This window comes from Mycobacterium sp. NGS67 (assembly GCF_059812185.1).
Map to the genome: position 1 here is coordinate 1 of NZ_JCALCF010000024.1, position 22,769 is coordinate 22,769.

General features: G+C 71.2%; 18 protein-coding genes. 11 read left to right on the forward strand and 7 right to left on the reverse strand.

Annotation, left to right across the window (positions count from 1 at the left end; translation table 11 throughout):
• From AC5Y4D_RS20205 to AC5Y4D_RS20215, 3 genes are all read right to left on the reverse strand, one after another.
• Nucleotides 1-4,520 (reverse strand): PE family protein (locus tag AC5Y4D_RS20205; RefSeq protein ID WP_500038065.1); only part of this gene is annotated, 4,520 nt, incomplete at its 3' end.
• Nucleotides 4,521-4,784: 264 nt separating this feature from the next.
• Nucleotides 4,785-7,535 carry a PE family protein gene (locus tag AC5Y4D_RS20210; RefSeq protein ID WP_500038066.1) on the reverse strand — a complete coding sequence of 917 codons (2,751 nt, stop codon included), beginning with the start codon at nt 7,533-7,535 and terminating at the stop codon, nt 4,785-4,787.
• 33 nt (nt 7,536-7,568) lie between these two features.
• Nucleotides 7,569-7,772, reverse strand: a complete 204-nt coding sequence (locus AC5Y4D_RS20215) for a hypothetical protein (RefSeq protein ID WP_500038067.1) — start codon at nt 7,770-7,772, stop codon at nt 7,569-7,571.
• Between the two features lie 6 nt (nt 7,773-7,778).
• On the opposite strand from AC5Y4D_RS20215, the gene AC5Y4D_RS20220 reads away from it, so the two are divergent.
• Both AC5Y4D_RS20220 and AC5Y4D_RS20225 read left to right on the forward strand, forming a co-directional pair.
• On the forward strand, nt 7,779-8,918 hold the full coding sequence (locus AC5Y4D_RS20220) for a CoA transferase (RefSeq protein ID WP_500038068.1): 1,140 nt from the start codon (nt 7,779-7,781) through the stop codon (nt 8,916-8,918).
• 7 nt (nt 8,919-8,925) lie between these two features.
• Nucleotides 8,926-10,227 carry an amidohydrolase family protein gene (locus AC5Y4D_RS20225; RefSeq protein WP_500038069.1) on the forward strand — a complete coding sequence of 434 codons (1,302 nt, stop codon included), beginning with the start codon at nt 8,926-8,928 and terminating at the stop codon, nt 10,225-10,227.
• On the opposite strand, the gene AC5Y4D_RS20230 is transcribed toward AC5Y4D_RS20225, so the two are convergent.
• On the reverse strand, nt 10,212-11,126 hold the full coding sequence (locus AC5Y4D_RS20230) for an alpha/beta hydrolase (RefSeq protein ID WP_499992495.1): 915 nt from the start codon (nt 11,124-11,126) through the stop codon (nt 10,212-10,214). The two genes, AC5Y4D_RS20225 and AC5Y4D_RS20230, sit on opposite strands and share 16 nt — an antisense overlap.
• 210 nt (nt 11,127-11,336) lie before the next feature.
• On the opposite strand from AC5Y4D_RS20230, the gene AC5Y4D_RS20235 reads away from it, so the two are divergent.
• The 6 genes from AC5Y4D_RS20235 to AC5Y4D_RS20260 all read left to right on the forward strand — a co-directional run bounded on the left by AC5Y4D_RS20235 (nt 11,337) and on the right by AC5Y4D_RS20260 (nt 17,537).
• Nucleotides 11,337-11,981, forward strand: coding sequence for a class I SAM-dependent methyltransferase (locus AC5Y4D_RS20235; RefSeq protein WP_499992494.1), 645 nt, complete (start codon nt 11,337-11,339; stop codon nt 11,979-11,981).
• A gap of 196 nt (nt 11,982-12,177) precedes the next feature.
• A complete protein-coding gene (locus AC5Y4D_RS20240; protein WP_499992493.1) occupies nt 12,178-13,377 on the forward strand; it encodes an alpha/beta hydrolase fold domain-containing protein in 1,200 nt (399 codons plus the stop codon).
• A gap of 35 nt (nt 13,378-13,412) precedes the next feature.
• A complete protein-coding gene (locus tag AC5Y4D_RS20245) occupies nt 13,413-14,822 on the forward strand; it encodes a WS/DGAT/MGAT family O-acyltransferase (RefSeq protein WP_499944032.1) in 1,410 nt (469 codons plus the stop codon).
• A gap of 58 nt (nt 14,823-14,880) precedes the next feature.
• Entirely contained in the window at nt 14,881-15,657 is a 777-nt protein-coding gene (locus tag AC5Y4D_RS20250) for a crotonase/enoyl-CoA hydratase family protein (protein ID WP_499992492.1), read from the forward strand.
• A 93-nt stretch (nt 15,658-15,750) separates the two neighbouring features.
• Nucleotides 15,751-17,244: a class I adenylate-forming enzyme family protein gene (locus tag AC5Y4D_RS20255; protein WP_499992491.1), complete on the forward strand. Its 1,494-nt coding sequence runs from the start codon at nt 15,751-15,753 to the stop codon at nt 17,242-17,244.
• On the forward strand, nt 17,241-17,537 hold the full coding sequence (locus AC5Y4D_RS20260; RefSeq protein WP_499944029.1) for a hypothetical protein: 297 nt from the start codon (nt 17,241-17,243) through the stop codon (nt 17,535-17,537). The genes AC5Y4D_RS20255 and AC5Y4D_RS20260 overlap by 4 nt, the downstream gene beginning before the upstream one ends.
• Here the strand turns inward: AC5Y4D_RS20260 and AC5Y4D_RS20265 are convergent, their stop codons facing one another.
• Together AC5Y4D_RS20265 and AC5Y4D_RS20270 are read right to left on the reverse strand one after the other, a co-directional pair.
• A complete protein-coding gene (locus AC5Y4D_RS20265) occupies nt 17,538-18,152 on the reverse strand; it encodes a TetR/AcrR family transcriptional regulator (protein WP_500038070.1) in 615 nt (204 codons plus the stop codon). It lies immediately after the preceding gene.
• On the reverse strand, nt 18,149-18,292 hold the full coding sequence (locus AC5Y4D_RS20270) for a hypothetical protein (RefSeq protein ID WP_499992489.1): 144 nt from the start codon (nt 18,290-18,292) through the stop codon (nt 18,149-18,151). The genes AC5Y4D_RS20265 and AC5Y4D_RS20270 overlap by 4 nt, the downstream gene beginning before the upstream one ends.
• A gap of 207 nt (nt 18,293-18,499) precedes the next feature.
• Between AC5Y4D_RS20270 and AC5Y4D_RS20275 the strand changes: the two genes are divergently transcribed.
• The 3 genes from AC5Y4D_RS20275 to AC5Y4D_RS20285 all read left to right on the forward strand — a co-directional run bounded on the left by AC5Y4D_RS20275 (nt 18,500) and on the right by AC5Y4D_RS20285 (nt 21,966).
• Nucleotides 18,500-19,279 (forward strand): crotonase/enoyl-CoA hydratase family protein, encoded by a 780-nt coding sequence (locus tag AC5Y4D_RS20275; protein WP_499992488.1) that lies wholly within the window; start codon nt 18,500-18,502, stop codon nt 19,277-19,279.
• Nucleotides 19,280-19,419: 140 nt separating this feature from the next.
• The gene (locus AC5Y4D_RS20280; protein WP_499992504.1) at nt 19,420-20,583 is read left to right on the forward strand and encodes a 3-ketosteroid-9-alpha-monooxygenase, oxygenase component; all 1,164 of its coding nucleotides are present in this window, start codon (nt 19,420-19,422) and stop codon (nt 20,581-20,583) included.
• A 9-nt stretch (nt 20,584-20,592) separates the two neighbouring features.
• Nucleotides 20,593-21,966 (forward strand): WS/DGAT/MGAT family O-acyltransferase, encoded by a 1,374-nt coding sequence (locus AC5Y4D_RS20285; RefSeq protein ID WP_499992487.1) that lies wholly within the window; start codon nt 20,593-20,595, stop codon nt 21,964-21,966.
• Here AC5Y4D_RS20285 and AC5Y4D_RS20290 read toward each other — a convergent pair.
• Nucleotides 21,941-22,747: a phthiotriol/phenolphthiotriol dimycocerosates methyltransferase gene (locus tag AC5Y4D_RS20290; protein WP_500038071.1), complete on the reverse strand. Its 807-nt coding sequence runs from the start codon at nt 22,745-22,747 to the stop codon at nt 21,941-21,943. The genes AC5Y4D_RS20285 and AC5Y4D_RS20290 overlap by 26 nt on opposite strands.
• Nucleotides 22,748-22,769: the final 22 nt, after the last annotated feature.

The window sequence follows — 22,769 nt, forward strand, 5'->3', positions numbered from 1 at the left end:
TCGCCGCCCTTGGTGCCGGTGGCGCCCCCACCGGCACCGCCGCTGCCGCCTGCGCCCACCGCACCGGCGTCGCCGCCCTTGCCGCCGGCGCCGCCGTCGAGCACACCGGAAGTCGCGCCGTCCGCGCCGCGGCCACCGTCGCCGGCGGTCCCGGCGTCGCCGCCGGCTCCACCGGTGCCGCCGTTGCCATCGGCACCCTTGCTGCCGGTAGCGCCACCGGCCTTGCCGCCGGTCCCGCCGGCGCCGCCGTCGCCGCCCTTGCCACCGGCCCCGCCGTTGCCGCCGGAGTTGCCGGCCGCACCGGCAGCCACCGCGTCGGCACCGGTCAGGCCGGCCCCGCCGGAGCCTGCCGCGCCGCCGGCGCCACCGGAGCTCGCCGCCCCGCCGTTGCCGTCCTTGCCCGCACTGGCGCCGGTACCGGCACCGGCCTGGCCGCCGGCCCCGCCGTCGCCGCCGCTGCCGCCCTTGCCGCCGGCGCCACCATTGCCACCGGCGAACCCGTGGCCCGCGCTGGCCGCGGTTCCGTCATGACCCTGGCCGCCGGCGCCGCCCGCGCCCGCGGTGCCGGCCGCGCCACCGTTGCCGGCCGCGCCACCACTGCCGGCATTACCGTCCTTGCCGCCACCGGTTCCGCCGCTGCCGGCGTCACCGCCCTTACCGCCGGCCCCACCGTTGCCGCCGTTACCGGCGTTGCCACCGGCCTGCCCCGCCGTACCGGCCCCACTGGTGATCTTGCCGTCGGCACCGCCCACACCGGAACCGCCGGCACCGCCGGCCCCGCCCTGACCACCGGCACCGCCGTTACCGCCCACGGTGCCCGCACCGCTGGCGGTACCACCGGCGCCACCTTCGCCACCACGACCGCCGGCAGCACCGTCTTTACCGCTGGCACCCGCACCGACGCCGTTGTCGCCGTTGGCGCCGGCCGCGCCGTCGCCGCCGGCGCCGCCGTGCCCGCCGTTGGCGCCGTTGCCGTCCACACCGGTCGCGCCCTTGCCGGCGGGTCCGGCTCCGCCCGCGCCGCCCTGGCCGACCGCGCCAGCGTCGCCGCCCTTACCGCCCGCGCCGCCGTCGAGGACTCCGTTGGCGACCCCGTCGGCACCCCGGCCGCCGTCACCGGCGGTGCCCGCATTGCCGCCGGCGCCACCGGCTCCGCCGCTGCCGTCCTTGCCGGCGTTGGTGCCCGTTCCGCCGCTGCCGCCCTTACCGCCGGCGCCACCGGTGCCGCCGGCACCGCCGTCACCACCGTCGGTTCCGGCCGCACCCGCGGCCGCCGCGTCGGCGCCTTTGAGGCCGGCGCCGCCCGCACCGGCCGCGCCGCCGGCGCCACCGCTGCTGGCGTTGCCGCCGTCGCCGGTCTTGCCGGCAACACCGCCGGTGCCGGCGCCGGCTTGCCCACCGGTACCGCCGTTACCGCCGTTGCCGCCGTTGCCTCCAGCACCGCCTCGGCCGCCGGCGTAGCCGTCGCCGCTGTTGCCCACCGTGCCCACCGCACCGGCCGCGCCGATACCGCCCTTGCCGGCGGTGCCGGCGTCGCCACCGTTGCCGCCGGCGCCGCCGGATCCCGAGTTGCCCGCGTTGCCACCCTGGCCGGTGCCGCCGGCCGCGCCGCCTTTACCACCGGCGCCACCCTCGCCGCCGCTGCCCGCGTTGCCGCCGGCCGTGCCGGAACCGCCCGCACCGGCGGTCGCGGCACCGTTCTCGCCGTCGAGGCCGTTGCCACCTTTACCGCCGGCGCCACCTTTACCACCGGCGCCGCCGTCACCGCCGACGGTGCCTTTGCCGCCGGCCGCGCCGCCCGCGCCGCCCTCGCCGCCCTTGCCGCCGGCCAGGCCGTCGCCGCCGTGACCCCCCGCGCCGGCCCCGTCGGCGCCGGTTGCGCCTGTCGCGCCGTCACCACCGGCCCCGCCGGTACCGCCGTTACCGATGCTGCCGCCGGCGCCACCGGCCCCGCCGTCACCGCCGTCGGCGCCGGGAGTCGTCGCGGTGAAGCCCGCACCACCGTTGCCGCCGTTACCGGCCGGCCCGACCACCGAAGCACCGTTCTTCCCGTCGGCGCCGGTGCCGACGGTGCTGCCGTTCAGGCCGCCCTTGCCGCCGCCACCCGCGGTTCCGGCGTCACCGCCGGCGCCACCGGCACCGCCGTCGATATGAGCGGCGTTGCCGTCGGCGCCCGTGCCACCTTCACCGGGCCGCCCGGCCGCACCGCCGTCACCGCCGGTGCCTCCCGCGCCGTCGCCGGCCGCGGCGCCTTTGCCCAGCACCTGTCCGGCCTTGCCGCCGGCGCCACCGTTGCCGCCGGATCCGCCGTCACCGCCGTCGCCGCCGGCCAGACCTGCCTGCCCGGCGGCGGTGCCGTCCTTGCCGTCGATGCCGAGCCCGCCGGTGCCGCCCTTACCGCCCGCGCCACCGGCGCCACCGGCGCCGGCGTTACCGCTGATCGAACCGCCATTGCCGCCGACACCGCCGGAGCCACCGCGACCGCCGTCGGTACCGTTGCCGCCGCTGTCACCCGGGTTGGCGCCCGCGGTGCCGTCCGCGCCGGCCGCGCCGTTGCCGCCGGCCCCGGCGGCGCCACCGTTGCCGTAGTTGCCGCCGTTACCGCCGTTACCGCCGTTGCCGCCGCTGGCGCCGGCCACGTTGCCGGTCGAGGCGTCATAACCCGCCCCGCCGTTGCCGCCGTTACCGCCGGTGAGGATGGTCCCGCTGCCGGACTTGCCGTGCGCGCCGATGACCGAGCCGTAACCGCCGGTGCCGCCGGCCCCGCGCGCGCCCTGGCTGTTTCCGCCGTTTCCGCCGTTGCCGCCGTGCGGATTGGCCGCGTTGCCGGCCGCGCCGTTGCCGCCGTTGCCCGCGCCGCCGCCGGTGCCGCCGTCACCGCCGGCGCCACCGCGACCGAGAATGCCCGACTCACCGAAGAGCAGACCCCCGCGGCCACCGGCCCCACCATTGCCGCCGTTACCGCCGGTCGCACCGGCCCCGCCGTCACCGCCGTCACCGCCGTCGCCGCCGGGGAAGGTCCCGTCCGCTCCGTTGGCGCCCTGGATGCCGGTGCCGCCCCGACCGCCGATGCCGCCATTGCCGCCGTTGCCGCCGTCGCTGAACAGCAGGCCGCCTCGACCGCCGGTGCCACCGTCGCCGCCGTGCCCGCCGTTCACACCGAGGGCGCCGATGCCGCCGTTTCCGCCGTTGCCGCCGACCCCGCCCTGGCCGTACAGCCAGCCGGCGCTGCCGCCCGCGCCACCGGTGGCGCCGTTGTGGCCGCCGCCACTGGTGCCGCCGGTTCCGCCGGAGCCACCGGTGCCCAGCAACCAGCCGGCATTGCCGCCGCGACCGCCGACACCGCCGATCGCGGCACCGGTCCCGCCAGTGCCGCCGGCCCCGCCGGGTCCGTACAGGCCGCCCGAGCCGCCGGCCCCGCCGAGGCCGCCGTTGTCGACGTTGCCGATGCCGCCGACACCCCCGGCGCCACCCGAAGCGCCGGAAAGCCCTCCCGCGTCGCCACCGGCACCGCCGCTACCGCCGATGCCCGCGGTGCCGCCCGCACCGCCGGCACCGCCCGCACCCGCGAACAGACCGCCATGACCGCCGGCACCACCGAAGCCGGCTTGACCACCGCCGGACGGACCGGTGCCACCGGCACCACCGGTGCCGCCCGCGCTGATCAGCCAGGCGTCGCCACCGCGTCCGCCGGTACCGCCGTAGCCGGTGGGACTCGTGTTGCCGCCGCCGGCCCCGCCGGCGCCACCGTCGCCGTAGAGCCAACCGCCGGCACCGCCGGCCGCGCCTGTCCCGCCGTTGGCCCCGATGCCGCCGGCTCCGCCGATCCCGCCGGCGCCGAGTAGCCAGGCACGGCCACCGGCACCGCCGATGCCGCCGGTGCCCAAACCGTTGAGGTTGGCGCCGCCGATGCCGCCGGCGCCGCCGCTGCCGTACAGCCATCCGCCGTTACCGCCGGCCCCGCCGGCTCCGCCGTTGGCGGTCGTCGAGGCCCCGCCGGCCCCGCCGACACCGCCGTGTCCGATCAACCCGGCGTTACCGCCGCGCCCGCCGGCCTGTCCGGCCGCGCCGCCGGCGCCCGCACCGCCGTTGCCCCACAGCAGACCGCCTTCCCCGCCGGCCTGGCCGGGCAGGGTTCCGTTGGCGCCGTCACCGATCAGCGGACGACCGAGCAGCACCTGAGTGGGGGTGTTGATGACTCCGAGCACCGCTTCGCCCAGTCCGGCCAGCGGCGCCGCGTTGGCGGCCTCGGCCAGGGCGTAGGAGCCCGCGCCGGCCGACAAGTTCTGCATGAATTCGCTGTGGAAGGCCGCGGCCTGGGCGCTGATGGTCTGGTAGGCCTGCCCGTGGGTGCCGAACAGCGCCGCGATGGCGGTGGACACCTCGTCCTGCGCCGCGGCGAGCAGGTTGGTGGTCGAGGCCGCCGCAGATGCGTTGGCCGCTTCCAGAACGGCGCCGATACCGGCCAGGTCCGAAGCCGCGGCGTTCAGGACGCTCGGCGCTGCGATGAAGTACGACATGGGAAACCGCCATTTGCTAGGTCACGGCCTGTTAAGGCCGACGTTCGCATGTCCCCCAGTCATGCTGATCATCAAAGCCGATACGAACGATAACTCGACTTGTGTCTAATCAAACTACGTTTCCGTCAAATTCGCCAAAACTCATACAAAAAGTCTCCGAAAGAGCCCGTTGAAGCACTTCGAGAGCGACAATCGGCGGCTTGCAGTGGCCTGCGTCACGCTTCCGCCGGACGGATGATGACCGTCGGTTGTGAACTTGGCGCGTTATCCGGATAGGCCGGCGGTCCCGGGCTGGCCGAAGAACCCGCCGCGGCCGCCGCCGCCACCCGTACCGTCGGCGCCATCGGGGTTGCCTTTGCCACCGGCTCCGCCGACACCGCCGTTGCCGCCGTTGCCGATGAAGGTGGCGTTGCCGCCGTTGCCGCCGCCCCCGCCCGGTCCACCGGCCGCGCCACTCGGGTTCTCGCCGCCGGCACCTCCGGCGCCGCCGACTCCGCCGTTGCCGTAGATGAACCCGCTGTTCCCGGCCGCTCCGCCGTGGCCGCCGGCCGCACCGACTCCGGCGACACCGCCGCCACCGGCTCCGCCGGCCCCACCGGCACCACCATGGCCGAGCAGCAGGGTCGATGCGCCGTTACCGCCGGCCCCACCGGCCCCGCCGGCCGACAATTGCCCGCCGGTTCCGCCGTAGCCGCCGGCCCCGCCGGCCGCACCGTTGCCGTAGAGGAACCCGCTGCCCCCGGCGTGACCGCCCTGACCACCGGTTCCGCCCGAGGTTCCGGCCCCTGCCTGGCCTCCGGTCCCGCCGCTGCCGCCGGCGCCGCCACTGCCGAGCAGTACCGCCGTGCCACCGTTGCCGCCGGTACCGCCGGCGCCGCCGGTCGCACCGGCGATCCCGACACCGCCGGAGCCGCCGTGCCCTCCAGCACCGCCGCGACCCCAGATCCACCCGGCGTCACCGCCGGCACCGCCACCGCCGCCGTTGCCGTAACCGGCCGCCGCGACCAACCCGCCGCCTCCGGCTCCGCCGTCGCCACCGAACCCGAACAGGATCCCGGCGTCGCCGCCGTTTCCGCCGTACCAGCCGTTCCCGTCGGCGATGGCGGCGATTCCGCCGCTACCGGCGCCACCGTGACCGCCGCTGCCGAGCAGCCAGGACCGGCCGCCGTTACCGCCGTGGGACGGGAGCTCGAAGCCGCCGTCGCCGCCGTTGCCGCCGTCGCCGAACAGCAGGCCACCGTTGGCGCCCGGACGCCCGGTGCCGCCGTCGCCTCCGTAGCCGATGAGGAACCCGGCCCGGCCTGCGGTCCCACCGATCACGCCGGTGCCGCCGTCGCCGCCACTGCCGAACAACCAGGCGTTGCCGCCGCCGCCGCCGATCCCGTCGCCGATACCGGCCACCCCGGTGCCGCCGTTGCCGCCGTCGCCGCCGCAGCCGAACAGGAATCCGCCGGTGCCGCCGTTGGCGCCGTTGGCGGCCAGCCCGCCGCCGGGGGCGCTACCGCCGCTGCCGCCGTGGCCGCCGTGGCCGAGCAGCCAGGCGCTGCCGGCGGTGCCGCCGCTGCCCGCGGCACCGGTGGCGAAGGCGGTCGAGCCGCCGGCGCCGCCGGACCCGCCGGATCCGATCAGCACCCCGCCGTTGGCTGCGGTCCCGCCGGCACCGCCGTCGCCGCCGACGCTGGATCCCCCGGCTCCGCCGCTGCCGCCGTTGCCGAGCAGCCAGGCGTTGCCGCCGGTGCCGCCGGCGCCGCCGTTTCCGCTGCCGCCCAGGCTGTGGCCGCCGGCCCCGCCTGCTCCGCCGCTGCCGATCAGCAGTCCGCCGGTGGCTCCGGCGCCGCCCGCCCCGCCGTACCCGATCGAGCTGGTGCCGCCCGCGCCGCCGCTACCACCCGGACCCAGCAACCAGGCCGCGCCGCCGGCGCCGCCGGCTCCGGCGTCGGCACCCAGGCTGTTGCCGCCGTTGCCGCCGTTGCCGCCGTGACCGGCCAGCCAGGCGTTGCCGCCGACTCCCGCGGCGCCGCCGGCGCCGGTACCGGTGGCGTTACCGCCGTTGCCGCCGGCCCCGCCGTGGCCCAGGAACAGCGAATTGCCGCCATCGCCGCCCGCGCCGGCAGCGCCCAGACCTGCGGAATCTCCGCCATTCCCGCCGAAGCCGCCGGGACCCAGCAGCCATGCATTGCCGCCGTGGCCGCCGGCGCCACCGGTCCCGCTGCCGCTGGCGTTGCCGCCGTTGCCGCCGTGACCGGCGTGGCCCCACAGCAGACCGGAGCCGCCGCCGTCCCCGCCGGCCGCACCGGCGCCGCTGGCGCTGGACCCGCCGGCACCGCCGAACCCACCACTGCCGATCAGGCGTGCGCTGCCACCGAGACCGCCCAGGCCACCCGCTCCCAGGCCGCCGGTGTTGGCGCCGCCGGCCCCGCCCGCGCCGCCGTTGCCCCACAGCCAGCCGCCGTTGCCGCCGGCACCGCCGAACCCGCCGGTGCCGGTCGGCGAAGCCCCGCCCGCACCGCCCACGCCACCGTTGCCGATCAACCCGGCCGACCCACCGGCCCCGCCGGCCTGACCGGCCGCACCGGAACCGCCGCGACCGCCGTTGCCGTACAGATACCCGCCGGGCCGGCCGGCGGCACCGGTTCCGTCCAGGCCGTCGGCGCCGTCGCCGATGATCGGACGCCCGAACAAAGTCTCGGTGGGCCAGTTGATCAGGTCGATCAAGGGCTGCAGGGGACCGGCGGCGGCCGTCTCGGCCAGCGCATACGAGTTCGCGCCGGACGCCAGCGCCCGCAGGAACTGGGCCTGGAAGGCCTCCGCCTGTGCGCTGATGCTCTGGTAGGCATGCCCGTGGGTGGCGAACAGCGACGCGATGGCGGTGGAGACCTCGTCCTGCGCCGCGGCGAGCACGTTGGTGGTCGAGGCTGCCGCTGCGGCATTGACCGTTTCCAGCGTGGCGCCCAGACCGGCCAAGTCGGAAGCCGCGGCACTCAGCACGTCCGGCGCTGCAAGAAGATACGACATCGGGGAACCATCCACTAGCTGGGTCACGAACCTTCAGGCCGCGTTTACATGTCCCCCGGTCATGCTGGTCGGCAAAGCCGATACGAACGATAACTTGATTTCCGTCAAAACAAACTGCATTCCCGTCAAAAACTTAGAAATCATCCGGATAGTCTCTGCATACTGGCGCTTCTTGTACCCCAGTCGGTCGCGCAGGACCGGCCCCGCGCCCACCTCCAGCGGGATGCGCGCAACCATGGTGTGGTGAGTGTCCAATGGGCCGGCAGCGGGCTGGCCTGCCTGACCGGTCCGGCCGACGGGCCACCCGACTTCTCCCGGGCGGCCGTGTTGGACCGCGCCAGCCAGATCGCCCCCGACGCGGCCACGTTGCTGACCGGGCGGGCCGCACTGCTGGGTCTGACCCGCGCCGGTCGGGTGTCGGCCGGCGGTGCCACCCGGCTGCTCGCGGCCCGCGACGGTTGGTGCGCGCTCACCCTGTCGCGTCCCGACGACGTCGCCGCGGTTCCCGCGCTGCTGTGCGTCGACGCGCCGCCCGACGACCCGTGGCCGCCACTGGGCCGCTGGGCCGAGGCGCGGCCGGTGAGCGAGATACTCGAGCGCGCCGAACTTCTCGACCTTCCCGCCGCCGCACTGGGCGAGGCCGCCGCCGCGCCGCCGGTGGGGCGCCGCATCGCACCGCGGGTGTCGGCGCGCTCGCCCGCCGGACTGTTGGTCGCCGATCTGACCTCGATGTGGGCCGGCCCGTTGTGCGGTCGGCTGCTGGCCCGGGCGGGGGCCACCGTGGTCAAGGTCGAAAGCCCCGCCCGCCCGGACGGGACCCGGGCCGGCAACCGGGTCTTCTTCGACTGGATCAACGGCGCCAAGCTGTCCTACTGCCTGGATTTCGACCGCCACAGCGTCGAGCTGCGCGAGTTGCTGACGGCCGCCGATGTCGTCCTGGAGGGATCCCGGCCCGACGGACTGGCGCGGCGCGGACTCGGGCCCGACGACCTGGCCCCGCGGGCCGGGCGGATCTGGCTGCGGATCTCCGGGCACGGCGCAGGGTCCCGACGTCCGGCGTTTGGCGACGACGCCGCGGTGGCCGGCGGGCTGGTGGGTCGCGGACCGGTGTTCTGCGGCGACGCGATCGCCGATCCGCTGGCCGGGTTGGAGGCGGCGCGCGCGGTGACCGATTCGCTGCAGCGTGGCGGCGGGGAGTTCATCGAGGTCGCGATGGCCGCCGTCGCCGCGACCTACGCGGCACTCCCGGCCAGCGCGTCGGAGTCGGACCTGCCCGCCGTACCGCCGCGGCCACCGGTGGTGACGACGGCGGCCGCCGACCTCGGTGCCGACAACGACGCCGTCCGCCGCCTGGTCGCCGAAAGGTTCCGCGTGCCATGTTGACGTCGCCATGTTGATCAAGAGGGCGACCCTGTTGAACGGCAACAGCGTCGACATCCGGGTGAGCGCGCGCATCGAAGAGGTCGGCACGGCGCTGCGGCCCCGACCGGGGGAGGGGGTGCTCGACGCCGGCGGCGGGACGGTACTGCCCGGACTGCACGACCATCATGTCCATCTGCGCTCGGCGGCCTCGGCGCTGGACTCGCTATCCGTCGGTCCGCCCACGGTGCACACCAAAGAGCAACTGGCGCAGGCATTGTCGACGGCCGTGCCGGGACCCGACGGCTGGATTCGCGCCGTCGGCTACCACGAATCGGTTGCCGGCGAACTCACCCGCGCCACGCTGGACGCCGTGCTGGCGCACGTGCCGCTGCGTGTCCAGCACCGCAGCGGCGCCCTCTGGGTGCTCAACTCGGCGGCGTTGGGGCGCGTCGGGCTGGCCGCGCATCCCGACGGCCGGCTGCGCAGCGCCGACCCGTGGACGCAGGCGCTGGCGCGGCGCGAGACCGATCTGGCCGAACTGAGCCGCCGGATCTCCGCGCGGGGCGTCACCGGGGTCACCGACGCCACCCCGGACATCGACGCCGGCGACTTGATCTCGCTGATGATGGCGCATCGCAACGGCGAGTTCCGACCGGGCGTGCGGCTGCTGTCACCGGGCAAGAGGATCCTGCACGACGACCGACTGGACCTCTACGCCCTGACCGGGTGGATCGCCGAGCGGCACGGGCTGGGTCAACCGGTCGCCGTGCACTGTGTGACGGCGGCCCAACTGGTGGTGACCATCGCCGCGTTGCGGGCGGCAGGCAGTCATCCGTTCGACCGGATCGAACATGCCGCCGTGGTGCCCGACGACAACCTCGCCGACCTGGCCGAGCTGGGCGTCACGGTGGTGACGCAGCCCAACTTCGTCGCCGAGCGCGGCGATCAGTATCTGTCCGACGTCCCGGTCCACGAACACGACCAGCTCTGGCGGGTCGCCTCGTTGCTGCAGGCCGGCATCCCGGTGGCGCTCTCCACCGACATGCCGTTCGGCAGCGGTGACCCCTGGGCGGCGATGCGGGCCGCGGTATCGCGCGCCACGCCCAGCGGGGCGGTGCTCAATGCGGCCGAATCCGTCTCGGCGCGAACCGCTTTGACGATGTTCCTGGGTTGGCCCGATCGTCCCGACCGGCCGCGGACCGTCGAGATCGGGGAGCCGGGAGACCTGTGCGTGCTCTCCGAGCCGCCCGAGGTGGTGCTGGCGGAGTTGGATGCCGCGTTGGTGGCGGCCACCCTGATCAAAGGCGAACTCGTCTACTTCGCGACGTGACCCGCCAGCGCAGGTCGCAGCGCGTCACACTGCATGGCGAAAAACTGTTGTGACACACCAACTTTCGGTGCCACCAAGTCGAATCCGTGGAACGCGCCCGGAATGGTTTCGAGCCGGCACGGCACCCCGGCCTCGGTGAGCCGTCGCGCATATTCGACGTCCTCGTCGTGGAACAGGTCGTGGGTGCCGACCCCGATCCATGCCGGCGGCAGCCCGCTCAGGTCGGCGCGCCGTGCCGGGACGGCGATCTGCGGGTCCGCGGTGCCCAGATAGGAGTCCCAGCCGAACCTGTTGGCCGCCGGGTCCCACAACCGGAAATTCGGGCTGGCCGGCGACGACGCGCTGCGATCGTCCAGCATCGGGTAGACCAGCAGCTGGAACACCGGCGTGATCTCGCCGCGGTCGTGGGCGAGCAACGCCAACGCCGCCGCCAGACCACCGCCGGCGCTGGCGCCCCCGATCGCCACCCGGTCGGGATCCACCGCGGGCAGCCCGGCCAGCCAGGTCAGCGCCGCATAGCAATCTTCCAGCGGCGCCGGGTAGGGATGTTCGGGCGCCAGCCGGTATTCCACCGAGGCGACGGTGATGCCCAGGGCCCTGCTGAACCCCAGGCAGATCCGGTCGTCCTGCTGCGCCGAACCGAACAGGTACCCGCCGCCGTGAATCCACAACAGCGCCGGCGCGGCCCCGGTGACCCCGACCGGCCGGTACAGCCGGACACCCACCCCGGAGGGCAGCGTGAGCACCTCGATGTCGCGGGGCACGCGGCTCAGCCGGGTGCGCAGCCCGGTCAGGCCGCGCATCGCCCGCAACGTCCGGGGACTGACCAATCGCGACGGCGCCAGGCGGGCGATCCGGCGCAGGTCGGGGTGGACGGCAACGTCTGGGGCATCGGCCATCGGTCCAGTATCCAGTTCCGCCCAACCTCGCGGGCCGGGGTACCGAATCACTTCGGTGAGCCTTTTACCGACGGTGAGCGAAACCGTTGACAGCGGGCGGTGTAGAGCGCTCGGGAACGGGGTACCGGGTGGGTGCCGGGAGCGGCGGATGTTGCCGGCGAGCGGCGCGTCTTCGCGCGACGTGGTCGAGCGAGTGCGAGGAGCGTGACGATGCTGGGGCAACTGTACGACCGTGCGCTCGGTGGTGAGCGATGTTGGATCCGCCACGACGACGACGACGGCGAGGTGTGTCAGCTGCCGGCCCAGCGTTGGCTCAGCGACCGGGTTCCCGACGCTTGTGACGACGCGTTCGACGACGCGGTCGCCCGGATGTGTGACGGCCCGACCATCGAATTGGGTTGCGGCCCGGCACGATTGGTGGCGCGGCTGGTTCAGCTCGGTATCCCCGCGCTGGGTATCGACCGGTCGGCGACGGCGATCCGGCTGGCCGCTTGTGGCGGTGCCCCGGCCATTCTGGGCGACGTGTTCGATCCACTGCCCGGCATCGGGCGCTGGCAGACGGTGCTGTTGGTGGACGGCAACGTCGGCCTGGGCGGGGATCCGCGCCGCATTCTGGGCCGGGCCGCGCAGCTGTTGCGCCGCGGTGGTCGCTGCGTCGCCGAGTTCGACGTCCGCGCCATCGGCGTCCAGGGCCGCCGGGTCCGACTGGAGTCGGGTCGCGAGGTCGGGCCGTGGTTCCGCTGGGCATCGGTCGGGGTGGACAGCGCCGCAGCGCTGGCCGCGCAGGTCGGTTTCAGCCTGACCGGGGTCTCGGTGATCGGCGGGCGAGCGGTCGCGACGTTGACGCTGAGATGACCCGGATCCGTTGCCGCACAATCTCGCCGCACTCTGTCGCGCCGAGATTTGCAGGTCGGTAGGTTTTCAGTCGAACTTCGGCTGCAGAGATTCGATGTGGCTCAGAAAAGATAGGGATTCGATGTTTTCCGCTGCCCGACCGCGACCCCCCGGGAATGCTGGGTTATTACCCGGCGGTAGGGGTACGCTCCCCTCCATGACGGCGACTGGACAGTCCAAATCCTGCGTCAAGCGGTTCCTGCGCGCCAGTCCTGCGGACCGGCTGCTGGCATTGACCCGCGCAAGTGCATCGCTGCCGGTGATCGGCAAACGCCTCGAGCCGCTGGGCACCGTCGCGGCCATGAGCGTGTGGGGCATGCGGATCGCGCCGGAACTCGTGTCGGAATCAGCCAAGAGCTGGTTTTCCTCCGGCGGTGGTGACGTACGCCGACAGGACCGGGAAAGCACCCACGAGGTGTCCATCGCGGCCCTGCGCGGCACGGTGTCGGCGGCCGAACTGGACCTGGAGTGGCCCGTCGCGGACCGCACGCCGCCGGTCTGGGCGGCGCTGCGCGGCAGCCGGTTCCTGCACCGCCGTGGCGTGCACTACGGCGACAATCCCGCCCAGAAGCTCGACGTGTGGCGCCGTGCGGATCTGCCTGTCTCGCCCGCCCCGGTGTTGATCTTCGTGCCCGGCGGCGCCTGGGTGCACGGCAGCACCACGATGCAGGGCACCGCCCTGTTGTCCCGGCTGGCCGAGCAGGGCTGGGTCTGCCTGGCCATCAACTACCGGGTCTCGCCGCACAACCGCTGGCCCAAGCACATCACCGACGTCAAGACCGCGATCGCCTGGGCACGTGCCAACGTCGACAAGTTCGGCGGCGACCGCAATTTCATTGCCGTCGCAGGTTGTTCGGCGGGTGGGCATCTGGCCGCGCTGGCCGGGCTGACCGCCAACGACCCGAACTTCCAGGCCCCGCTGCCCGAAGGTGCCGACAGCTCGGTGGACGCCGTGGTGGGGATCTACGGGCGCTACTGCTGGGAGGATCGTTCCACTCCCGAGCGGGAGCGGTTCGTCCAGTTCCTGGAGCGCGTGGTGGTGCAGCGCTCGATCGACCGTCGCCCCGAGGTGTTCCGGGACGCCTCGCCGCTGGCGCGCGCGCACCGAAATGCGCCGCCGTTCTTGGTGATTCACGGCAGCAGGGACAGTGTGATCCCGGTGGCTCAGGCCCGCAGCTTCGTCGAGCGGCTGCGTTCGGTGTCGGCCTCGCTGGTCAGTTACGTGGAGTTGCCGGGGGCGGGCCACGGTTTCGACATGCTCGACGGCCACCGTGCCGGCGCGATGGCGCACGCCACGGCGTTGTTCCTCAACCAGGTGCACCGCACCCGCACGCAGTTCGCCCAAGAGGTCATCTGACAGCGCTACGCTCACTCAATGAAGAGGGGACTGCGGTGAAACGGCTCACCGGCTGGGACGCGGTGCTGCTGTACAGCGAGACGCCGAATGTGCACATGCACACCATCAAAGTCGCGATCATCGAATTGGACCCGGACAGACGTGGATTCACCGTCGACGCCTTCCGCCAGGTCATCGCCAGCCGGATGGACAAGCTGGTACCGCTGGGTTATCAGCTGATCGACGTCCCGTTCAAATTCCATCACCCGATGTGGCGGGAGAACTGCGAAGTCGACTTCACCTATCACGTCCGGCCGTGGCAGCTGAGTGCCCCCGGGGGCCGTCGTGAGCTCGACGAGGCGATCGGCGAGATCGCCAGCACACCGCTGGATCGCACCCGGCCACTATGGGAGATGTACTTCGTCGAGGGCCTGGCCAACGACCGGATCGCGGTGGTGCTCAAAATCCATCACGCCCTGGCCGACGGGGTCGCCTCGGCGAACCTGATGGCGCACGGCATGGACATGATGCCGACCCCGCAAAGCTCTTCCTACACAACCGATCCGGCGCCCACCAGGCGCGAACTGATCAGCACGGCGTTCGTCGACCACATGCGCCACATCAAACGCATCCCGGGCACCTTCGCCTACACCGCCCAAGGCATCCGGCGGGTGCGCAGCAGCTCGTACAAGTTCTCCACCAAGCTCACCCGCCCGATCGACCCGCCCCCGTCGTTCATGAACCACAAGATCACCCCGGAGCGCAGGTTCGCCACCGCCACACTGGCGCTGGCCGACGTCAAGGAGACCGGTAAGAAACTCGGCGCGACGATCAACGACATGGTGTTGGCCATGTCCAGCGGCGCCCTGCACAACCTGCTGTTGCGCTACGACGGCAAGGCCGAGCCGTTGCTGGCGTCGGTGCCGGTCAGTTATGACTTCTCCCCGGAACGGATCTCGGGTAACCAGTTCAGCGGGATGATGGTGGTGCTGCCGACCGACCTGGACGACCCGCTGGAACGGGTGCGCGCCGCCCACGACAACGCCGTCTCGGCCAAGGAGAGCCACCAGTTGCTGGGACCGGAGTTGATCAGCCGCTGGGCCGCCTACTGGCCGCCCACGGCAACCGAAGCCATGTTCCGGTGGCTGTCGGGCCGCGACGGGCAGAACAAGGTGCTGAACCTGAACATCTCCAACGTGCCCGGGCCCCGCACCCGCGGCCAGGTGGGCGGCGCGCTGGTCACCGAGATCTACTCGGTGGGCCCGCTGACCGCCGGCAGCGGCCTCAACATCACCGTGTGGAGCTACGTCGACCAACTCAACATCTCGGTCCTGTCCGACGGATCGACCCTGAAAGACCCGCACGAGGTGACCGGGGCGATGATCGCCGAGTTCGTCGAAATACGTAGGGCCGCAGGGATTTCCGAGGAACTGACCGTCGTCCCGGAGGCGATGGCGCCGGCCTGAACCGACGTTACACACACCGGCCGATTCGTCACGCGCACCGGCGGCTACCATCTGCACTGTGAGCGACGAAGCCAACGAACCCGAGGTCCTGGTCGAACAGCGCGACCGGATCCTGATCATCACCATCAACCGGCCCCGGGCCAAGAACGCCGTCAACACCGCCGTGGCCCACGGGCTTGCCGACGCCATGGACCGTCTCGACGGCGACGCCGGCCTGTCAGTGGCGATCCTCACCGGTGCCGGCGGCTCGTTCTGTGCGGGCATGGACCTCAAGGCGTTTGCCCGCGGCGAACTGCCCATCGTCGAAGGCCGCGGCATGGGCTTCACCGAGCGACCCCCGGACAAGCCGCTGATCGCGGCGGTCGAGGGTTACGCCCTGGCCGGCGGTACCGAGCTGGCCCTGGCCACGGATCTCATTGTGGCGGCGCGGGATTCGGCGTTCGGCATCCCGGAGGTCAAGCGCGGTCTGGTGGCCGGCGGCGGGGGACTGCTGCGGCTGCCCGAGCGCATCCCGTATGCCATCGCCATGGAGTTGGCGCTCACCGGTGACAGCGTCTCGGCCGAGCGCGCGCACGAGTTGGGTCTGGTCAACGTGCTGGCCGAACCGGGTGGCGCGCTGGATGCCGCGGTGGAGCTGGCCGAGAAGATCGCCGCCAACGGACCGCTGGCGGTGGCCGCGACCAAGCGGATCATCGTGGAATCGCGCAGCTGGAGCCGCGAGACGATGTTCGCCGAACAGACCAAGATCCTGGGTCCGGTGTTCGCCTCCAACGACGCCAAGGAAGGCGCCATCGCCTTCGCCGAGAAGCGCCCGGCGCGCTGGACGGGTACCTGAGCACCCGCGACCCGCGGCCGGGGGCCCCTGGCACCCATCAGTTACACTACGGGCAAGATTTGTAAAGGGCGGGGCTGCGGAGAAGGATCGAGGATGAGCGTTTCGTTGCTTCTCGAGATGGCTGCGTCGAGCAACCCTGACCGCACCGCCGTGGTATCCGGCGAGCTGCGCCTGACGACGCAGCAGCTCAGCGACCTGGCCGACGGCGGCGCCGGCGTCATCGCGACATCGGGCGCCCAGCACGTCGTCTACGTCGGCACTGGCGGCGCGATGCTGCCGCTGCTCATCTTCGCCAGCGCCCGCGCCGGCTTGGCCTTCACCCCGATCAACTACCGACTGTCCGCCGACGGCATCCACGCCCTCATCGACCGGCTGCCCGACCCCCTGGTGGTCGTCGACGAGCGCTACCGGGAGATGCTCGGGGACGGGTCGAAGCGGCTGGTCACCTCCGACGATTTCGTGGCCGCCGCCCGCACCGCAGAGCCCGCCGCGGAATTCGCCGATCCGGACTCGGTCGCGATCGTGCTGTTCACCTCGGGCACCACGTCGGCGCCCAAGGCCGTCGAGCTCACCCACAACAACCTGACCAGCTACGTGATGGGGACGGTGGAATTCGAGTCGGCCGCACCCGAGGACGCCGCGTTGATCTGCGTGCCGCCCTACCACATCGCCGGCGTCGGGGCCGCGTTGTCCAACTTGTACGCGGGCCGAAAGATGGTGTACCTGCCCAACTTCGACGCCCACGAGTGGGTGCGGTTGGCCGACGACGAGAAGGTCACCACCGCGACGGTGGTGCCGACCATGCTGGACCGCATCGTGACCGTGCTGGAGACCGGCAAGCATCGCCCGGCCGCGTTGCGCAACCTGGCCTACGGCGGTTCGAAGGTGGGGCTACCACTGGTCCGCCGGGCCCTCGAGTTGTTGCCGGGAGTCGGATTCGTCAACGCCTACGGCCTGACGGAGACCAGCTCGACGATCGCCGTGCTCACCCCCGACGACCATCGGGACGCGATGAGCGCCACCGATCCCGCAGTGGCCAGGCGACTGGGCTCGGTGGGACGGCCGGTGCCCGGCATCGAGCTGCAGATCCGCGACGAGGACGGCACGGTGCTGGGACCCGGCCAAACCGGTGAGCTGTTCGTGCGGGGCGACCAAGTGTCGGGCCGCTACACCGGGATCGGCTCGGTGCTCGACGAGAACGGCTGGTTCCCCACCAAGGACATCGCCGCCCTCGACGACGACGGCTTCCTGTTCATCGGCGGCCGCAGCGACGACACCATCATCCGCGGTGGCGAGAACATCGCGCCCGCCGAGCTGGAAGAGGTGCTGATCGAGCATCCGCACGTGCACGACGTGGCCGTGGTCGGGGTCGAGGATCCGCAGTGGGGCCAGGCCATCGTGGCCGTGGTGGTGCCGCGCGCCGGTGCCGAACCCGACCCCGACGAACTGCGCGAGTATGTCCGAAAGAGTTTGCGGGGGTCGCGTACTCCGGATCGAGTAGTGTTTCGCGACGAGCTGCCGACCACCGCCACCGGCAAGATACTTCGCCGGGAGATCATCGAAAACCTAGCAGGGGCGCAATCATGATCAAGAACGGAACCCGCCTGGCCAGCCAGGTGTGTGACACCCAAGTCATCGTCGTCCGCAGCGCCGACAGCCTCGACGACCTGCGCTGCGGCGGCGCACCGATGGTCGAGATGGGTGGTGAGCGTTCGGGGGAGATCGACCCGGAGTTCGCCGACGGCAGCGTGATGGGCAAGCGCTACGTCGACGAAACCGGTGCCGAGTTGCTCGTCACCAAACCGGGCCAGGGCAGTCTCAGCGTCGGCCAGACCAAACTGGCGCTCAAAGAGGTCAAGCCGCTGCCCGCCAGCGACTGACTAGCGCTGCTCGCCCAACCCGGTGCGGCGCACGAATTCCCTTGCCTTGACCAGGAATTCGAGCTGATCGGCGACCTCGCGCAGGGGTGTCGCGGTGCGCGTCGAGCGGCACAGCATGATGGCGCCTTCCAGGGCGGCGATCGACGTCACGGCCAACGACGCCGCGCCGTGTTCGTCAAAACCGTCGGCGACGAAAGCGCGGGTCATCGCGCCACACCAGCGGTCCAGGATCTCGCCGGCCTCGGCCTTCAGTTCGAGTTCGTCGTCGGCTGACCCGAGCGCGGCGGCGGCCACCGGGCAGCCGGCCGTGAATCCGCCCTCGTTGAGCAGATGTTCCCAGAACTCGACGAACTCGCGCAGCAGGGCGCGGGCGCCACGCTCGGCGGCGCGGTCGATGACGGAGGTGATCGAGTCGCCGGCGTAACGCAGCGCCTCGGTCAGGATCTGGTTGCGGCCGTCGGGAAAGTGGTGGTACACCGAACCCCGCGGAGCGCCGCTGCGGGCGAGTACGGAGTCGATGGTGACCCCGGCGGCGCCGCGCTCACGCATCACTTCAGCGGCGCTGACCAGCATTTTGTCCCGGGTGCCGCCCCGCTTCGTGGTGGCCGGCGTCATGCGGCGTGCGACGGCTCGGGTGCGGGTCCGCCCGAGGCCCAGTGCAGGTGGCGCGGGGTGAGCCGGGGCCGTCTGCGACGCAGGTCGGGCAACTCACGCTTGTATCGGAGGCCGGCGATGTTGAGCTCGATAATCCACATGGTTTCTCCCGGCAGTGCTCTCATGCGCCCTGTCGCCCGCATGTTGGAGGCTGTGGCCCATGAATATGTTAAGTATCATATAAGACGGTCGTTTAGTAAGCAACTGCTCACTATCTAACTGTGACTTACGCCGCATCCAGTTGGAAAGAATCAGTAATGTCTCTATGTACTATTGCATAATCCATAAAACTACCGTTCAATGGGCCGATGACAACCGTGTCTCTCGAGCGGGATGGCCATGTCCTGCTGATCGGCCTGAACCGACCGCACAAGCGCAACTCCTTCGACCGGGCATTGCTCGCCGACCTGTCCCGTGCCTACGCGCTGCTGGAATCGGACGACGAGCTGCGCGCCGGCGTACTGTTCGCCCACGGCGAGCATTTCACCGCCGGACTGGACCTGGTCGACGTCGGCCCGGGCATCGCCGCCGGGGAATCGCCGATGCCCGAGGACGGGCGCGACCCGTGGCGGCTGGACGGCTCCTGGACCACTCCACTGATCGCCGTCGCGCACGGCTGGTGCATGACGCTGGGCATCGAGCTCCTGCTGGCCGCCGACATCCGCATCGCCGCCGCCGGAACCCGGTTCACGCAGCTGGAAGTGCAGCGCGGCATCTATCCGTTCGGCGGCGCGACCATCCGGCTGCCCCGCGAAGCGGGTTGGGGCAACGCGATGCGCTGGCTGCTCACCGGCGACGAGTTCGACGCCGCCGAAGCGCACCGCATCGGTCTGGTCCAGGAGGTGGCCGACGACGGCGCGGCCGCGTTGGGGCGGGCCCGCGAGATCGCCCGGACCATCGCCGAGCACGCCGCGCCGCTGGGAGTGCGGGCCACGCTGGCCTCCGCGCAGCTTGCCCGCGCCGAAGGTGAGGCCGTTGCCATCGAGCGGCTGCGGCCCGTGGTCACCGAGTTGTTCGCCAGCGCGGACGCCGCCGAAGGCGTGCGGTCGTTCGTCGAGCGTCGCCGGGCCCACTTCCGGGGTTGCTAGCTTCGCGCGGTCTCGAAAACCGTTGTCTCGCAGAAGTTGTGGATTACCCCGAGCCACATTTATTGCGTTCGTTCCCCGAGGGTGCTTGACTGGTTGATGCTGAGAGGGTGCTCAGCATCGCGTCTAAAGCTGAGACCGATCTGTCTGCGCAGTTCGTCCGGGGGGCAAAGGTGCGTGAAGCCGAGACATGGGCAATACCGGCACGATTCGCTCGGGGCTGGCATTGCCTGGGCCTGGAACGGGATTTCAGCGACGGCCAGCCGCACGCGGTCGACGCGTTCGGCACCAGGCTGGTGGTGTTCCAGGACAGCCGCCGTCAGTTGCGCGTCCTCGACGCCTACTGCCGCCACATGGGCGGCGACCTGAGTCGTGGTTCGGTGAAAGGCGATGCGGTCGCATGCCCGTTTCACGACTGGCGATGGAACGGTGCCGGTCGCTGCGAGTTGGTGCCGTACGCCAAACGCGTCCCGAAGCTCGCTCGCACGCGGGCGTGGACGACCTGCCAGCGCAACGGTTTGCTTTTCGTGTGGCACGACCACGAGGGCAATCCCCCACCTGCGGACGTGGAGATTCCTCGCATCGACGAAGTCTCGACCGATGACTGGACCGACTGGTCGGTGAAGGGCTGGCTGATCGAGAATTCGCACAGCCGCGAGATCGTCGACAACCTGGCCGACACCGCGCACTTCTTCTATGTCCACGACGGGTTTCCTACCCGCTTCAAGAATGTGTTCGAGGGACACGTCGCCAGTCAGTACCTGACCAACCGTGGTCGCGGTGACACAAACCTGGGACCGGGGTTCGCGAAGTCTGTCCTGCAGAGCGAATCGTCTTACTACGGACCGGCTTACGTGGTCACATTTCTGCACAACAACTACAGCGGTTATCGCACCGAGGCGATCCTGATCGCCTTTCACTACCCCGTGGACCACGACTCGTTCATGGTGCATTCCGCTGTCTCGGTGCAGAAACCGCAGGGCCTCGACGAGCAGACCACCGCCAAACTCGCCCATATGGTCGCCGACGGCGTCACGGCCGGGTTCGAGCAGGACATCGAAATCTTCAAGCACAAGGCCAAGATCGACGATCCGCTGTTGTGCGACGAGGACGGCCCGATCAGCCAGTTGCGTCGCTGGTATTCGCAGTTCTACGTCGACGTCGCCGACATCACGCCGGAGATGACGGCGCGCTTCGAGTACGAACTCGATACCAGCTACCCCGTCTCGGTGTGGACCCGCGAGGTGGCGGACAACGTGGCCCGTCAATCCATGGCTGCTGCCGGCGTTTCCGCAACTCAGACCTAGGAGTCAGGCGTGCACAGGCTCGGTGGGTTCGACGCGACCATGCTGTTGTTCGAAAGTTCGGTGCAGCCCATGCACGCGTGTTCGCTTGCGGAACTGGACACTTCGACCATGCCGCAGGGATACAGCTTCGAAGCATTCCGCGACATGCTGGCGCAGCGGACCCACGCGTTGCCGGAGTTCCGCGCGAAACTGGCCGACAGCGCGCTGAATCTGGATACCCCGGTGTGGGTGGAGGATTTCGACTTCGACATCGATCGGCACGTGCACCGCATCGAGTTGCGCGCCCCGGGTGGTCGCCGTGAATTGTCCGACGTGGTAGCGCATTTGGCCGCCACCCCGCTGGACCGCTCCAGACCGCTCTGGGATATCACGCTGGTAGAAGGCGTGTCGGGGGCCGACGCGCAGACTCGGATCGCCGCCGTCATCCGAACGCACCACGTCTTCGCCGACGGCTTGACTGCTGGGAATCTGTGGGCTCAGTTGTATGCGGCGGATGCGGTTACGGCACCGGCGCATCACGTCGAGGGCTTCGGGGACATCAGCAGGCGACAGATCGCGGTCGACGGGTTGGCGCGATTAGTCCGCCGACCGTGGTATCTGGTCTCTCGCGTCGTGCCCGCGATGTTCCTGGCCCTGCTCCGGACCATCGTCCGGGTCGCGCGCGGACGGGCGATGTCGGCACCGTTCACGGCTCCGCGAATCCCGTTCAACGGCAACCTCACTGAGCGGCGGACCATTGCCTACACCCGGCTGGACCTGCAGGACGTCAAGGCCGTCAAGGACCGGTTCGGGGTCAAGGTCAACGACGTGCTGTTGGCGGTGGTGGCCGGTGCCGCGCGCGAGTTCCTACTCGCTAGGTCCGCTCTGCCGGATGCCCCGCTGATCTCGTTGATCCCGATGTCGGTCTACGAGGAGAGCAGTCCCAGCCGTAACCAGTTCGCGCCGATATGGTCGAGTCTGCACACCGACATCAGCGATCCGGGGGAACGGCTACGGGCCATCGCCGCTTCGAGCGCGATTGCCAAAGAACACAGTTCGGCAATCGGATCGACCCTGCTGATCGATGTCGCGCAGTTCTCTCCGGGGTTGCCGCCGGCGATCATGCGTCTTTACACGCTGATCGGTCTCAGCGGCCGACGCCCCGTCTACAACGTGTCGTTGTCCAACGTGGTCGGCGTGCAGGAACAACTCCTCGGTGCGAGGATCATCGCGAACTACCCGTTCGGCCCGGCGATGAACGGGGCAGGGCTGAACGTCACCGCGGCCTCGCTCAACGGCAGCATCGACTTCGGGTTGATCTCGTGTCCCGAATTGCTGCCCGACTTATGGGATCTCGCGGAGGGCTTCCCCGTCGCGCTCAAAGAGTTGATGGATGCGGTTTGACGAAATCGTACATCCGGTAGGAGACTTCGCCGCTGTCCAGCGCTTCGTGCAGTCGTCCCGCGCCGAGCTTGACCAGTCCGCGGAACACAGCGGGCGTGCGGCGATCCACCAGATTGTTCTTTTCCGTTGCACTCCAGAGCTTCTCGAGCCCGCGCACAACTTCCCGATGGATGTCGTGCTCGGCGATCGCGGTCAGCGGGGCCGCGGCCAGGTCGGCCTCCCACGCTGGAACGTGACTGCGGTTGCGGATGTCGGCGTAGAGGAAATGCCCGCCCGGCGTGAGCACCCGGGCCACCTCGCGCAGAAACCCCGGAAAATCCGGATAGCAGTGTGAGGACTCGACATTGAGCACCGCGTCGAACGATTCGTCGGGAAAGGGAAGGTCCTGGGCGTCGCCCTGCACGAAGTCCAGTCCAGGGATTTCGTGCAGTCGTCTGCACAGTTCGATGCCGCGCGGATTCAGGTCCATCCCGGTGTAGGACTTCGGGTGCAGGTAGCGGGTCAGATAGGAGGCGCCGCCGCCGTGCCCGCAGCCGACCTCCAGCACCCGCTTGCCGCCGATGTCGGTCTGGGTGGCGACTCGGTGATAGAGCTGGATGGACGCGCGATTCGGTTCGTCGACCTCCTGCAGTGGCACGCCCATTGCCGGATCTTCCTCGTAACCGAAGTTGAAGAACGCTACGTCGTCTGCTTCCATCCACCGGGTGGCCAGGGGGTAGATGAACCTCGCCGAAATGCGGAAGGCGAGCGGGTTGAACGCGACGCGAAACAGCACACCCATGTTCGAACCCTAGCAAACGGCC

Excerpts from the sequence above, each read along its gene's own strand:
- AC5Y4D_RS20210 (WP_500038066.1), bottom strand. The coding sequence starts at position 7,535 with ATGTCGTATCTTCTTGCAGCGCCGGACGTGCTGAGTGCCGCGGCTTCC.
- AC5Y4D_RS20215 (WP_500038067.1), bottom strand. The coding sequence starts at position 7,772 with ATGGTTGCGCGCATCCCGCTGGAGGTGGGCGCGGGGCCGGTCCTGCGC.
- AC5Y4D_RS20225 (WP_500038069.1), top strand. The coding sequence starts at position 8,926 with ATGTTGATCAAGAGGGCGACCCTGTTGAACGGCAACAGCGTCGACATC.
- AC5Y4D_RS20230 (WP_499992495.1), bottom strand. The coding sequence starts at position 11,126 with ATGGCCGATGCCCCAGACGTTGCCGTCCACCCCGACCTGCGCCGGATC.
- AC5Y4D_RS20235 (WP_499992494.1), top strand. The coding sequence starts at position 11,337 with ATGCTGGGGCAACTGTACGACCGTGCGCTCGGTGGTGAGCGATGTTGG.
- AC5Y4D_RS20240 (WP_499992493.1), top strand. The coding sequence starts at position 12,178 with ATGACGGCGACTGGACAGTCCAAATCCTGCGTCAAGCGGTTCCTGCGC.
- AC5Y4D_RS20255 (WP_499992491.1), top strand. The coding sequence starts at position 15,751 with ATGAGCGTTTCGTTGCTTCTCGAGATGGCTGCGTCGAGCAACCCTGAC.
- AC5Y4D_RS20260 (WP_499944029.1), top strand. The coding sequence starts at position 17,241 with ATGATCAAGAACGGAACCCGCCTGGCCAGCCAGGTGTGTGACACCCAA.
- AC5Y4D_RS20265 (WP_500038070.1), bottom strand. The coding sequence starts at position 18,152 with ATGACGCCGGCCACCACGAAGCGGGGCGGCACCCGGGACAAAATGCTG.
- AC5Y4D_RS20270 (WP_499992489.1), bottom strand. The coding sequence starts at position 18,292 with ATGTGGATTATCGAGCTCAACATCGCCGGCCTCCGATACAAGCGTGAG.
- AC5Y4D_RS20275 (WP_499992488.1), top strand. The coding sequence starts at position 18,500 with ATGACAACCGTGTCTCTCGAGCGGGATGGCCATGTCCTGCTGATCGGC.
- AC5Y4D_RS20290 (WP_500038071.1), bottom strand. The coding sequence starts at position 22,747 with ATGGGTGTGCTGTTTCGCGTCGCGTTCAACCCGCTCGCCTTCCGCATT.